The following is a 13397-nucleotide window of genomic DNA, read 5'->3' as shown; positions in this document are numbered from 1 at the left end:
GTTATCCGACGTAAGCGCTGAAAATGCCGCGCAAAGCGTCGAGCAGTATGTCGCATTCGGCGTCGGTGCCGACCGAGATCCGCAAATGTTGGTCGATGCGCGGCGCGTTGAAATGCCGCACGAAAATTTCCTTTTGCCGCAGTCGCGACGCGAGCGTCGCCGCGTCGTACCCCTGATGCCGCGCAAACAGCAGATTCGCGGCCGATGGCACCACCGCGAAGCCGAGCGCGGTCAATTCCGCCGCAAGCCGTTCGCGGCTCGCGATCACCTTCGCGCAGCATTCGCGAAACCACGCGTCGTCTTCGTAGGCGGCGGTGGCCGCGACTTGCGCGAGGCGGTCGAGCGGGTACGAATTGAAGCTGTCCTTTACGCGATTGAGCGCATCGATCAACGCAGGATCGCCGAACGCAAAGCCGACGCGCATGCCGGCGAGCGAACGCGACTTCGACACGGTCTGCACGACGAGCAGATTCGGATAGCGCTCGATCAGCGCAATCGCCGACTCGGCGCCGAAGTCGACATACGCTTCGTCAATCACCACGATCGAATCAGGATGGCTCGCAACGAGGCGCTCGATTTCCGCGAGCGGCAGCGGCCGGCCGGTCGGCGCGTTCGGATTCGGAAACAGGATGCCGCTGTTGGGCACCGTGTAGTCGTCGACGTTGATCGCGAAGCTGTCGTCGAGGGGGATGGTCCGGTAGTCGACCTCGAACAGCTTCGCGTAGGTCGGATAGAAGCTGTAAGTGATGTCGGGAAACAGCAGCGGCTTGTCGTGCTTGAGCAAGGCCTGGAACGTTAGCGCGAGTACCTCGTCCGAGCCGTTGCCCGCGAACACCTGCTCGGCGCGAATGCCGTGATACGCGGCGACCGTTTCGCGCAGCTTGCGTGCGCTAGGGTCGGGATAGCGGCGCAGTGCCTCGGCCGTGTCGCCGAGCTCGCGGCGGATCGCGTCTAGCACGCGCGGCGACGGCGGATACGGATTCTCGTTGGTATTCAGCTTCACCGGATGCTCGAGCGCTGGCTGCTCTCCCGGCACGTACGGCGTCAGACGGTGAACAATGTCGCTCCAGTAGCGGCTCAAGCGATTCTCCTTGCGGGGTCGATTGCGGGTGTCGATGGATGCGGCGCGCGTCAGCGGTTGTTGCGATGCAGTTGCATCATTGCGCGTTCGAGCTCGCCCTTGATGATCTGCGGCATCACCGCGAGCGCGCGTTCGATCGACGCGTCGATGACCTCCTGCTCTTCTCGCCGCGGCGGCTTCAGCACATAGTTCGCGACGTCCGGCTTCGCGCCGGCGCGCGCGCTCTCGGGAATCAGATCGCGCGGATGGCCGATGCCGATCCGCAGCCGCCAGTATTGCTGCGACGACAGATGCGCACTGATGTCCTTCAGCCCATTATGCCCGCCGCTGCCGCCGCCGAGCTTCAGCTTGACGCTGCCGGGTGGCATGTCGAGCTCGTCGTGCGCGACGAGAATCTCGTCGGGAAGAATCTTGAAGAATTGCGCGAGCGCGACGACCGATTGACCAGAGCGGTTCATGTAGGTCTGCGGCTCGAGCAGATGCACTTCCTCGCCATGCAACCGCGCTTTCGCGTAAAAGCCGTGAAATCGCCGCTCGTCGCGCAGCGCGGTGCCAGCCTCGCGCGCGAGTTGATCGACCAGCCAGCAGCCGGCGTTGTGACGCGTCGCGGTGTATTCGGCGCCCGGATTGCCGAGCCCGACGATCAGCTTGATCATGATTGCGTGAGTCCACCAAGTCCGGACGTGAAACGTACCGGACTAAAAAAGCCGAAAAAAAACCCGCCAGGGCGAACCTCGGCGGGTCACATCGACCGTTTCATAGGAAACGGGATCGAGAGGATTGCTTGCTTCGAACCGGGAGGCTCTTAAGCAGCCGGCGTTTCGCCGCCTTCAGCAGCAGCTGCGTCTTCAGCGATTGCGCCAGCCGGGATCGTTGCAGCAGCGACCACCGGGTTTTCCGCGTCGACGTGGGCGACAAGTGCCACGCCTGCCGGCAGCGGGATGTCTTTCGCGTGAACCGATTGACCGGCTTCGATCTTCGCGAGGTCGACTTCGATGAATTCCGGCAGTGCCGACGGCAGGCACTCGATTTCAATTTCGTTGAGGACGTGCGAGATCACCGCGCTCGACAGCTTCACTGCCGGGTTGGTTTCCTGGTTCAAGAAGTGCAGCGGCACCTTGGTGTGCAGCTTCTTCGACGCGTCGACGCGCTGGAAGTCCACGTGCAACACGAGCTGACGGAACGGGTGGTATTGCACGTCGCGCAGCAGAACCTGTTGCGACTTGCCTGCCACTTCCAGATCGAGGATCGACGAGTGGAAAACTTCTTTCTTCAGTGCGTGCCACAGGGCGTTGTGATCGAGTTCGATCAGTTGCGTGTCAGCACCAGCGCCATAAACGATACCCGGGGTCTTGCCCGAGTTACGCAGGCGGCGGCTCGCACCCGTACCTTGCAGGGAACGCTCGAAAGCGACTACTTTCATGTTGAATCTCCAATGCACTGCCCGCGACCAGGCAGTAAAAACAGGGCCTCGAAGCCGTAATGGCTGAGGCCCAGGATAGCGGCAAGAACCTTCGTTCGTTCATGCCGATTGTGCAAAAACGCCGCGTGTCGCATGAAGCGGTACGCGGCGTCTTCGCAAATGCTTAACTTTCAGCGAACAGCGACATCACCGAATCGCCGCGGCGGATGCGCGAGAACGTTTCGGCGAGCAAACCGGCGCTCGTCAGCGAACGGATCTTCGCGCACGAACGGGCTTCTTCGCCGAGCGGAATCGTGTCCGTGACAACGAGTTCGTCGAGTGCGGAAGCGGCGATACGCTCACCCGCGCCGCCCGACAGAACCGGGTGGGTGGCGTACGCGAATACCTGCTTCGCGCCGCGTTCCTTCAGAACCTGCGCGGCCTTGCACAGCGTGCCTGCCGTGTCGACCATGTCGTCCATGATCACGCAGGTGCGGCCTTCGACTTCACCGATGATGTTCATCACTTCGGCGACGTTGGCCTTCGGGCGACGCTTGTCGATGATCGCGAGATCGCAATTGAGTTGCTTCGCCAATGCACGAGCGCGGACCACACCGCCGACGTCCGGCGAAACTACCATCAGGTTGTCGTAGTTCTGCTTGCGCAAATCCCCGAGTAGCACGGGCGTTGCGTAGATGTTGTCGACCGGGATGTCGAAGAAGCCCTGAATCTGGTCGGCGTGCAGATCCATCGTGATGATCCGCTCGACGCCGGCGATTTCCAGCATGTTCGCCACGACCTTAGCCGAGATGGCGACGCGCGCCGAACGCGGGCGACGATCCTGACGGGCATAACCGAAGTAGGGGATGGCTGCGGTGATCCGGCCTGCGGATGCGCGCTTGAGCGCATCGACCATGATCATCAATTCCATCAGATTGTCGTTAGTCGGCGCGCACGTGGATTGCAGGACGAAGACATCCTTGCCGCGCACGTTTTCCTGAATCTCGACTTGGATTTCACCGTCCGAGAAACGGCTAACCATTGCTTTGCCGAGGGGAATACCGAGGTTTTTGACGACTTCCTGTGCAAGCGCGGGATTTGCGTTGCCAGTAAAAACCATCAGGCCGTCATGGCTGCTCATCGTGCACCTACTTCAGGCTGGGGGCGGGAGAAATGCGAACTACAGCGAACTGCGAGATTTTTTGGCAGGGGAGAAAGGATTCGAACCTTTGCATGCCGGAATCAAAATCCGGTGCCTTAACCAGCTTGGCGACTCCCCTACACTAACTTTGAGCTCCGCCGAACGTGGAGTTTCGTTCGACGATGCAAAACTTATGACGCGAAAGCAAAGAGTGGATGCTGATCCAAGCCCGCTGCTACTGCACTGTTCCACTCGCCGGGCAGTTTGGCTTGCGCCGCTTCTGCTTCAGCTTTGCTACGGAACGCTGCAAAAACGCTGGCACCCGATCCGGACATCCGCGCTGGCGCGATGCTTTCAAACCACCGCAACACTTGCGCTACTTCCGCGTACTTTCCTACGACAACCTGCTGCATGTCATTCCGGCCGAAGCTTTCTGGCCATTCAGTGTTGCAGCTGCGTTTTGCAGGAAAGTCCGTAATTTTGAGGGGCTTTGTATCTCTTGTCAACGCTTTTTCGGAAAAAATCGCTGCAGTCGGAACCTGCACCCTCGGCGTCACTACCAGGAAGTGACGCGGCGGCAATTGTACAACGTCTAATGATTCTCCGACACCCTCTGCAAACGCATTTTTTCCAAATACAAAGAAAGGCACGTCCGCGCCGAGCTTCAACGCAAGATCCTGCAACTCTTCACGTGGCAGATCGAGCTTCCACAGACGATTGAGCGCGAGCAGCGTCGTTGCCGCATCGGAACTGCCGCCGCCGAGACCCGCGCCCATTGGCAGGCGCTTGTCGATTCCGATATCGACGCCTTCGCGGGAGCCCGTATGTACCTTCAGCAACGTCGCGGCGCGTACGGTCAGATCATGCTCGGGTGGCACGTCGGCGATTTCGGTACGGCGCGTGATGAGACCGTCGTCGCGTCGCGTGAAGTCCAGCGTGTCGCCCCAGTCAAGCAACTGGAAGACCGTCTGCAGCGTGTGATAACCATCCGGCCGACGGCCGGTGATGTGCAGGAAGAGATTGAGTTTCGCTGGCGCGAGACAGTCGCGCAGCGAATTGGTTGTTTCGATCATGAGTGAAGGCTACATGCGCCACGGTGGCGCCCCAAACGGGTAGCAAGGTTACGTGAGCGGATGCTGGGACAAAAGGCCCCAGCAAGAACGACTCACTGATCCAGCACGAGCTTGATGTCGAGTGGCGGCTCCGAGCGGCTCAGATTGAGGCGCTTCACGCCGCTGGCTGGCGCATCGGCGTAGGCCACATAGTCGATCGTCCAGCCGTCCTGGGTGATCTGCTTCAGGCGCGACGGTTGCTCCGGATCCTTCTCGGTCTTCGCGCGCGAAGTCGGCGCCGGCGACGGTTGCAGCCAGTAGCGCAACCCTTCGACCGGCAGCGTGAAGCCGAGCGCGTTCTGCATCAGCGTCGACACGTTATCGGCGGTGAGCGGCTGGCGGTTCGGCAATTCGAGCGTGGCCGAAGCCGGCGACGAAGTCACGATGGCTAGCGTCTGGCCAAGCGGATTGCGCAACTGCAGCGTGACCGTGTCGCCCGTTTCCTGCCACGAGAAATTGCCGTAAGCGTTGCGCTGCTGGCCGTTCTGATCGTTGTATTGGATCGCGAAGCGGCCCTGATACGAACGGCTCGTCTGCGCGGTGACTTCGGTGGCGGCGTTCGACGTGGACGGCCCCTGCGGCTTCACCGACGCGCAGCCGGCCAACGCGACAACCGCCGCCGCCGCGAAACCAACCGCGATGCCGCGAGGCGCCCTGGAAAAAGAAATCAAACGGGAAAGACGCATCAAAGATTGTTTACCTGAAGACGTTGCAACGTTTTGACGAGAGTCTCGTTGTCGGGTTCGAGCTTGCGAGCCTCGCGAAACGCGGCGCGCGCCTGTTCCTGCTCGCCGGCCTTCCACAGCACTTCGCCGAGGTGCGCGCCGATTTCCGCGTTCGGCTGGAGGCTGTATGCCTTGCGCAGCAGCTTGATCGCATCGGCCGTATTACCCATCCGGTACTTGACCCAGCCGACGCTGTCCATAATGAACGCATCGTTCGGTGCAAGCGCCGAGGCCTTCTCGACCAGCTTGTCCGCCTCTGGCAGGCGCTGGTTGCGATCTGCGAGCGAATAGCCGAGCGCGTTATACGCCTGCGGATTGTCCGGCTGCGTCTGGATCAGCTTGCGCAACTGCGCTTCCATGACGTCGTAATGGCCGGTTTTCTCGGCGGCCATCGCGTAGTCGTAGGTGAGGTCGGGGTCGTCGGGAAAGCTCGCCGTGGCTTGCTCCAGACGCGCTTCGGCCTCGGGGTAGCGCTTCGCGTCGAACAGGATCGCCGCATCGGTGCGCGCGATTAGCGCCACATCACGCGGATCGGAGGTCCGCAAGTTGGAGAGCAACTGGCGCGCCTCTTCGGTCTTGCCCTGTTTCGCGAGCAGTTGCGCGCGGGTAATCTGCGCGGCCAGGTATTGTTGACTCGCTGGAGAGATCTTGTTCAGCCAGTCGCTCGCGCTCGCCTCATTCTTCTGTTCGAGCGCTAGCTGCGCGAGGTAGATGTAGGCCTGGCCCGCATCGGCACCCGGCGTCTTCTCGGCCTGCTGCGCGTACTGCATCAGATACGTCTGCGCTTCGGGGAGATTCTTCTGCTGGATCTTGATCAGCGCGAGCGCCATCAGCGGTGTCAAGTCGTTGGGGTTTGTCTTGCGCATGAGCTCGAACTGCTTCTGCGCATCGTCGAGACGGTCGCTGGCAAGATACATCTGCGCCAGCGCGAGCCGTGCGTCATGCGATTTCGGATTCTGCTGCACGTACTTTTCGAGCGACGCGATGCCTTCCTTGCGCTCCTCCGGACCCATTTGCGACAGCATCAACGCCGCCGGCAGATAGTCGGGCTTGATCGTGAGCGCCTGCTCGAGCGACTTGTGCGCGCCCGGCGCGTCGTCGGCCAGCAGCTGCTGACGTGCGAGGGCCAGTTGCGCCTCCGGCCGGTTCATGTCGTTCTTCAGCAGGTCCTGCAACACGTGCAGGCCACCGACGCGGTTCGGGCCGCGCGACAACAGCAGCTGCAGCGCGAGGATCGCGCTGCCGCGATTTTCCTCGGGTATCTTCGCCAGTTCTTGCGACAGGATCGGGGACGCATCGTCAGGCTTGCCAGACAGCACGAGCAGCGACGCGTCGAGCTGGGCGGCGCGTTCCGAACTCGGCGCGTACTGTTGCCACAGTTGCGCGGCGGCGAGCGCGTCCGACGGGCTTTGCGCGGCCAGCGCGATTTCGGTGGCGCGTTGCGCCATGCGCGGGTCGTGAGTGTCGCGCGCGAGCGCGAGGTAGGTCTGATAGGCCGGTGCCGGCTGGTCGCGCTGCAGCGCGATCTCGGCGGCCAGCACCTGGAATACGATCTGGCTCGACAACGGTACGCCGGGCAGCGACTTTTCTTCTTCAGGTGTTGCCAGACCCAGCGGGTCCGGCATCGTGACCGACGTGTCGTCGGATTCCGGCGACGGGTCCTGCGCATGCGCGGGCATGGCGGCTAGCGCCCACAATGCGAGCGCGGCTGCACCGAGCATCCGGCGAGCGAACACGGCGAGCGGCACGTTGGACACGCGCGCGCGGCGCTTTGAAAGCAGCTTCACGAAGGACACGTTCATGGAAATCCGTTCAATGTTTCAGTCGATTGTAACGCGCTCGCTACAATACGCGCACAACCACTCACGCAAGTAGCAGACCAATCAGCCATGCCAGAGTTGCCAGAAGTCGAGGTTACCCGACGGGGGATCGAACCGTATGTGTCCGGGCGCAAGGTTGAGCGCGTCGACGTGCGGACGGCCGCGCTGCGCTGGCCAATTCCGGCCCACCTTGCGAAAACCTTGCGTGGCCACGTGGTGCGCAAAGTCGAGCGACGCGGCAAGTATTTGCTGTTCGAAATCGACGCAGGGTGGTTCATCGTGCACCTCGGCATGACGGGCACGTTGCGGGTTCTGCGTCATGTGCCGCATCCGCCGGCCGCGGCGAAGCACGATCATGTCGACTGGATTTTCGACGACTTTATCCTGCGCTATCGTGATCCGCGCCGCTTCGGCGCGGTGCTGTGGCATCCGCGCGAAGCAGGCGACATCCTCGAACATCCGCTGCTCGCGAGCCTTGGCGTCGAGCCTTTCTCGCCGGCTTTTTCGGGCGCGCTGATGCATCGGTCGACGCGCGGGCGCAAAGTGTCTGTGAAGCAGGCGCTGCTGGCGGGTGACATCGTGGTCGGCGTGGGCAATATCTACGCGTCGGAGAGTCTGTTTCGCGCGGGCATCCGGCCGACCACCGCGGCGGGCCGCGTGTCGCTCGTGCGCTATGAACTGCTGGCCGATGCCGTGCGCGTGACGCTCGCCGCCGCGATCGACAAGGGCGGCAGCACGCTGCGCGATTTCGTCGGCAGCGACGGCGAAAGCGGCTATTTTCAGCTCGACTACTTCGTCTATGATCGCGCGGGCCTGCCATGCCGCGTGTGTGGAACGCCAATCAAACAGATCGTGCAGGGACAACGCTCCACGTACTTCTGTCCCACTTGCCAGCGCTAGATTCTCGATGCCTTCCCGCCTGACCCCAACGACCGGCGCGCACTTCAGCGCGTCCTACACCACGCCCGCGTTTGCGCCGATGCCCGAGTTTTCCGCGCGGCTGATCGCGTGGCAGCGCCAGCACGGCCGCCACGATCTGCCGTGGCAGAACACGCGCGATCCGTATCGCATCTGGCTGTCCGAAATCATGCTGCAGCAGACCCAGGTATCGACGGTGATTCCGTACTACGCGAAATTTCTCGCGCGTTTCCCGGATGTCGCCGCGCTCGCCGCCGCGCCGTCCGATGACGTGATGGCGCTGTGGGCCGGCCTCGGCTACTACACGCGCGCGCGCAATCTGCATCGCTGCGCGCAGGTCGTCGTCGAGCAGCATGGCGGCGCGTTTCCCGCGTCGGTCGATGAGCTCGCCGAGTTGCCCGGCATTGGCCGCTCGACGGCCGCGGCGATTGCGTCGTTCGCGTTCGGCGCGCGCGCGACGATTCTCGACGGCAACGTGAAGCGCGTGCTTGCGCGCGTATTCGGCGTCGAAGGCTTTCCGGGCGAGAAGAAAGTCGAGAATGCAATGTGGACGCTCGCGGAATCACTGCTGCCGTCGAATGCGTCGAACGCGGAGGTCAGCGGGTACACGCAGGGCTTGATGGATCTCGGCGCGACATTGTGCGTGCGCGGCAAACCCGATTGCACGCGCTGTCCGTTCGCGCCGGACTGCGTTGCCAACGTCACCGGACGTCAACGTGAATTGCCGACCGCGCGCCCGAAGAAAGCGGTGCCGACACGCCGTACGTGGATGCTGGTGCTGCGCGACGGCAATGCGGTGATGCTCGAACGGCGTCCGCCGTCGGGCATCTGGGGTGGGCTGTGGAGTCTGCCCGAAGCTGCCGACGAAGCATCGCTGGCCGAGCGGGCGCGCGCGTTCGGCGGCGACGGCGAAGTGTCCGCGCTCGCGTCGTTCTCACACGTATTCACGCATTTCAAGCTCGATATCGAACCGCGGCTAGCGGAGTTTGATCGCGGTGTCGGCGCCCTGGCCGCGCTCAACGATGCGGACACAGCATGGGTTGCGCTCAGCGATCTGGATTCGTTCGGCGTGCCGGCGCCGGTGCGCAAGCTGCTCGCCAGTCTGCATGGTTCGTTGCTCTAGCGGAATGGATCGGAGGTGCTGAGCGAGCGACTTGAGTCCGGCGCGGCAGCCTTCACGACTTCAGGATTTCACAGCAACTGATGCTGTTGCATATAGTGATGCACGACGTCGATGCGCGCGCCGGCATCCGTTAATTCCATCAGCTTTTGCCGCGCGCGCAGCGCGATTGGCAGCACCTCGGCGAGACGGTTCGACACCCACGACGGATCGTCGAGCCGGAACGGCTCGGCGAACGGTAGGCTGTCCGGATCGCGTTCGCGGATCGTTGCGATGATCCGCTCGAGCACTTCCGCGCACGCGCCGAATTTGGCCAATAGCTCATTGCCCTCGAGCGGGAGATCATCGGCGAGCGGCTCGGCCATGCCGACCAGCAGACCGCTCGCTTCGACGCGATGCGACAACAGACGAAAGCGCTTCGTGCCGCGTGCGCGAATCAGTAGCATGCCGAATGCTTCGACGTCGCACTCGTCGATTTCGGCGAGACAGCCGATCGTTTCGGGTACCGAAGGTTCTTCCTCGCGCGCGACTTCGGCGCCGCTTTTCAGCATGCAAACGCCGAACGGTGTTTTTTCGCGCAGACAGTCGCGCGCCATGTCGAGGTAGCGCGCTTCGAAGATTTTGAGCGGCAGCAAGCCATCGGGAAATAGCACCGTATGCAGCGGAAACAGCGGCAAATCGGCGTACACAGTAGGCGTAGAGGACATGGCGCAACGCTTCGGGTTAAGGCCGCGCGATGCGGCCGGTTAAGCCACCAGCTTCGATGATTCGCCGACGTCGACCGGCGCATCGCGGTGCCGCACAATCACATTCGCCGATGTTGCGAGACGCGCGGCAAGCGTCTCCGCGATGAATACCGAGCGGTGCTGGCCGCCCGTGCAACCGATTGCGACGGTCAGGTAGCTGCGATTGTCGTCGCGGAAATGCGGTAGCCACTTGGACAGATACTTCTCGATGTCGTCGATCATCTCGTGGACGACCGGCTGCGCATCGAGAAAATCCATGACCGGTTTGTCGAGGCCGGTGAGCGGCCTCAATTCATGATCGTAGTATGGGTTCGGCAGCGTGCGTACGTCGAATACGAAATCCGCGTCGAGCGGTACGCCGCGCTTGAAGCCGAACGACTCGAACATCAGCACGAGCCCCGCGTCCTCCTGTTCGATGAAGCGCTTGACCCATGCGCGCAGCACGTTCGCGCGCAGATTGCTCGTGTCGATCTGATGGCCGAATTCGGCAAGTCCCGCGACCAGTTCGCGCTCGCGTTCGATCGCTTCAGCGAGCGACGTGAGCAGGCCAACGTCCGCGTCGTGTGCAGGCGAGCCGGACAGCGGATGGCGGCGACGCGTTTCGGAAAAGCGTTGAATCAGCGACTGCGTGCTCGCGCTCAGGAACAGCACGCGCACGTCGTGCGAGCGCTTGAGGTCGCGGATCATCGCGGGCATTTCGTCGAGCGACGAACCGGAGCGCGCGTCGATCGCGACCGCGAGACGATCCTGGCCGTCCGCAGCGAGGTAGGTGGCGAGTTGCTGCAGGAAACGCGGCGGCAGATTATCGACGCAGTAATAACCCGCGTCTTCGAGCGCGTTCAGGGCAACCGATTTGCCGGAGCCGGAGATACCGGTGATCAGGATTATGCGCATGGAGTCGTCGAAAGCGTAGATTTCATCATAGCATCTGGCCTCCATGCGCGTGCCCGCGGCCTGCCTTCTGCGGGCGCTTCATGGCGCTGCGTCGGGCTTCAGATCAGCTTGCCGGGAAACTGGCTATCGGGATCCTGCATGGCGAGACGTTGCCGATCCATGAAATCGCGCAGCGTGTCGATACCGCGTAGCTGCAGAATCGTGTTGCGCACGGCCGCTTCGACCAGCACCGCGAGGTTGCGGCCGGCGGCCACCTGGATCGTCACCTTGCTGATCGGTAGGCCGAGCACGTCGACGGTCTGGCTTTCCAGCGGCAGCCGCTGGAATTCGCCGTCGGGGCGGCGCACCAGTTGCACGATCAGCTTCAGTTTCATTTTGCGGCGCACCGCCGTTTCGCCGAAGATCGTCTTGATGTCGAGCAGACCGAGGCCGCGAACTTCGAGCAGGTTCTGCAGCAGCGGCGGACAGCGTCCTTCGACGAAGTCCGGGCCGAGGCGCACGAAGTCGACAGCGTCGTCGGCGACGAGACCGTGGCCTCGGCTGATCAGTTCGAGGCCGAGCTCGCTCTTGCCGAGGCCCGAGTCGCCGGTCAGCAATACGCCCATGCCGAGGATGTCGAGAAACACGCCGTGCAACGTCGCGCGCGGCGCGAGAATGCGCGACATGTAAAGGCGCAGACTATCGATCACCGCAGCCGCCGAGGTCGGCGTCGTGAACAGCGGCGTCGACGAGCGCGTGCAGCGCAGCACCAGCTCAGGCGGCGCCGCGACTCCGCCCGCGACGACGAGAAACGGCGGCTCCAGCGCGATCAACTCGGCCATGTGGCGCGAGCGGTCTTCGTCGGTCTGACGTTTGTAGTAGTCGATTTCAGCGTCGCCGAGCACCTGGATCCGGTTGGGGTGGATCAGATTCAGGTGGCCGACGAGGTCGGCGCTCGACGTGGCATTGGCGACCGATTCCGAAGAAAAGCCGCGCTCCCAGCCTTCATGCCCCGTGAGCCAGCTGAGCTTCAGCATGGCGGCGTTGTCGTCGAAAATGCTCTGGGCGTTGATGCTGGACGTATCCATGAGTCAGTGACTCCAGTGTGAGCCGCTTGCCGGGCCTTACCTGCGTGTGTGTGCGTGCATGAACTACCGCCGCCGTTGCATCAAGGTTGCCACTGAGTAAGCAGGCGATGCAACGACTCGCGTTCTTCTTCAGTGTGCAGTCGCTCGCGGGCGTCGCGATCGGACAGCAATTGCGCAATCTCGGAAAGAATTTCGAGGTGCTGCTGAGTGGCCTGTTCGGGGACGAGCAGGAAGATCAGCAGCGAGACCGGCTGGCCGTCCGGCGCTTCGAAGGGGATGGGTTCGGCGAGTCTGACGAATGCGGCGAGCGGCTGCTTGAGACCCTTGATCCGCCCATGCGGAATCGCGACGCCTTCGCCGAGCCCGGTCGAGCCGAGTCGTTCTCGCGCAAAAAGATTGTCTGTGACGGTACTGCGGGCGATGCCGTTCTGGTTCTCGAAGATCAGGCCCGCTTGCTCGAACACGCGTTTCTTGCTGGTGACCGATAGTCCGATGACGACGTTCTCGAGGGGAAGAAATTTGGCTAAACGATTCATGTTGACAGGCGAAAACGTGGCCTGAGTTCTCCCCACCGGGGCGGTTGAGTGACGTTCCATTCGTTCGATGCTGGCGAAGACGGACGGTCAGAGTCGATCGCGAAAGCGTTAGATTTCGATCGGCCGTACTTCGTCAGAGCTGGCTTGACCCCGATGGTAACCGGAACATTATAGAACAGGGTGACGGCCGATGGTGCGGCGCGCCATCTATGCGTGTCAGGTTTTTCAGCGCTTGCGCTGCGGCACATGTCGCGCTGCGCAAACGTCTGCGGGAATGGTTGGGGTCGGCCTCGGCGAGACGCACCGGCGGTGAGCGGGAACCGGGCCCTGAAGCGAAAAACCGCCCGGTCGCGGGCGGCTCGACGAGTTCAAGGGAAATGAGGAATTCCCTCTAATTTCTCCTATTGCGGCGGCACGTCCAATTGCGGCGCCGGCTGATACTTGATCGCTTCATGCTGATGGCCTTGCAGACGATCCTTGTGGCGTATCACCTGCCTGTCGAGCTTGTCGATCATCAGATCGATCGCAGCGTACAAATCACTGTCACAACTCTCGACGAAGATATCCTTACCCTTTAGATGGAGGTTGATTTCCACCTTTTGACGCTTTTCCTTTTCCTTATGGTTGTCGACCGAGAGGACCACACTGCCGTCGATGACCTGATCAAAATGTCTTAGCACCCTGTCCAGTTTGGTGATCACGTATTCGCGCAACGCAGGCGTTACTTCGAGGTGGTGTCCACTGATCTTGAGATTCATAGTGCTTCTCCAAGCTAATGGCCGCTTGGTCCGCACAATGACAAAGGTCCGGTCGATCTGACGGCTTGCCTGTGTCG

At 62.1% G+C, this 13397-nt stretch carries 14 protein-coding genes and 1 tRNA gene; 2 read left to right on the top strand and 13 right to left on the bottom strand.

Translation table 11 applies throughout. The features are described 5' to 3' along the window. Position 1: 1 nt before the first annotated feature. From hisC to HDG39_RS01115, 8 genes are all read right to left on the bottom strand, one after another. Positions 2-1081, bottom strand: a complete 1080-nt coding sequence (gene hisC, locus HDG39_RS01150) for a histidinol-phosphate transaminase (protein WP_184002550.1) — start codon at positions 1079-1081, stop codon at positions 2-4. Between the two features lie 50 nt (positions 1082-1131). Then, positions 1132-1737 (bottom strand): aminoacyl-tRNA hydrolase, encoded by a 606-nt coding sequence (gene pth / locus HDG39_RS01145; protein WP_018419342.1) that lies wholly within the window; start codon positions 1735-1737, stop codon positions 1132-1134. 149 nt (positions 1738-1886) lie between these two features. Next, the gene (locus HDG39_RS01140; RefSeq protein WP_184002548.1) at positions 1887-2504 is read right to left on the bottom strand and encodes a 50S ribosomal protein L25/general stress protein Ctc; all 618 of its coding nucleotides are present in this window, start codon (positions 2502-2504) and stop codon (positions 1887-1889) included. Positions 2505-2667: 163 nt separating this feature from the next. Next, positions 2668-3624: a ribose-phosphate pyrophosphokinase gene (locus HDG39_RS01135; RefSeq protein WP_008921698.1), complete on the bottom strand. Its 957-nt coding sequence runs from the start codon at positions 3622-3624 to the stop codon at positions 2668-2670. A 62-nt stretch (positions 3625-3686) separates the two neighbouring features. Further along, positions 3687-3763 (bottom strand) — tRNA-Gln (locus tag HDG39_RS01130). 52 nt (positions 3764-3815) lie between these two features. Next, on the bottom strand, positions 3816-4697 hold the full coding sequence (gene ispE / locus HDG39_RS01125; protein ID WP_184002546.1) for a 4-(cytidine 5'-diphospho)-2-C-methyl-D-erythritol kinase: 882 nt from the start codon (positions 4695-4697) through the stop codon (positions 3816-3818). A 92-nt stretch (positions 4698-4789) separates the two neighbouring features. Then, positions 4790-5422, bottom strand: a complete 633-nt coding sequence (lolB, locus tag HDG39_RS01120; RefSeq protein WP_184002544.1) for a lipoprotein insertase outer membrane protein LolB — start codon at positions 5420-5422, stop codon at positions 4790-4792. Then, complete coding sequence (locus HDG39_RS01115) at positions 5422-7263, bottom strand: tetratricopeptide repeat protein (RefSeq protein ID WP_184002543.1); 1842 nt, start codon at positions 7261-7263, stop codon at positions 5422-5424. The genes lolB and HDG39_RS01115 overlap by 1 nt, the downstream gene beginning before the upstream one ends. Before the next feature lie 87 nt (positions 7264-7350). On the opposite strand from HDG39_RS01115, the gene mutM reads away from it, so the two are divergent. Further along, complete coding sequence (mutM, locus tag HDG39_RS01110) at positions 7351-8181, top strand: bifunctional DNA-formamidopyrimidine glycosylase/DNA-(apurinic or apyrimidinic site) lyase (RefSeq protein WP_184002541.1); 831 nt, start codon at positions 7351-7353, stop codon at positions 8179-8181. A 7-nt stretch (positions 8182-8188) separates the two neighbouring features. Beyond that, positions 8189-9322 carry an A/G-specific adenine glycosylase gene (gene mutY, locus HDG39_RS01105; protein WP_184002539.1) on the top strand — a complete coding sequence of 378 codons (1134 nt, stop codon included), beginning with the start codon at positions 8189-8191 and terminating at the stop codon, positions 9320-9322. 68 nt (positions 9323-9390) lie between these two features. Here mutY and HDG39_RS01100 read toward each other — a convergent pair whose 3' ends face one another. The 5 genes from HDG39_RS01100 to hpf all read right to left on the bottom strand — a co-directional run bounded on the left by HDG39_RS01100 (position 9391) and on the right by hpf (position 13320). Then, complete coding sequence (locus HDG39_RS01100; protein ID WP_013088324.1) at positions 9391-10026, bottom strand: LON peptidase substrate-binding domain-containing protein; 636 nt, start codon at positions 10024-10026, stop codon at positions 9391-9393. A gap of 39 nt (positions 10027-10065) precedes the next feature. Further along, positions 10066-10959, bottom strand: coding sequence for an RNase adapter RapZ (rapZ, locus tag HDG39_RS01095; RefSeq protein WP_041734268.1), 894 nt, complete (start codon positions 10957-10959; stop codon positions 10066-10068). A 98-nt stretch (positions 10960-11057) separates the two neighbouring features. Further along, positions 11058-12026: an HPr(Ser) kinase/phosphatase gene (hprK, locus tag HDG39_RS01090; protein ID WP_008921706.1), complete on the bottom strand. Its 969-nt coding sequence runs from the start codon at positions 12024-12026 to the stop codon at positions 11058-11060. 80 nt (positions 12027-12106) lie between these two features. Continuing rightward, entirely contained in the window at positions 12107-12622 is a 516-nt protein-coding gene (locus HDG39_RS01085; protein WP_084754016.1) for a PTS sugar transporter subunit IIA, read from the bottom strand. 341 nt (positions 12623-12963) lie between these two features. After that, positions 12964-13320 carry a ribosome hibernation-promoting factor, HPF/YfiA family gene (gene hpf / locus HDG39_RS01080; RefSeq protein WP_008921708.1) on the bottom strand — a complete coding sequence of 119 codons (357 nt, stop codon included), beginning with the start codon at positions 13318-13320 and terminating at the stop codon, positions 12964-12966. Positions 13321-13397: the final 77 nt, after the last annotated feature.

Source organism: Paraburkholderia lebeckiae (assembly GCF_014201005.1).
In the GTDB taxonomy this organism is placed as follows: domain Bacteria; phylum Pseudomonadota; class Gammaproteobacteria; order Burkholderiales; family Burkholderiaceae; genus Paraburkholderia; species Paraburkholderia tuberum.
This window is presented reverse-complemented; position numbering and strand designations above follow the sequence as displayed.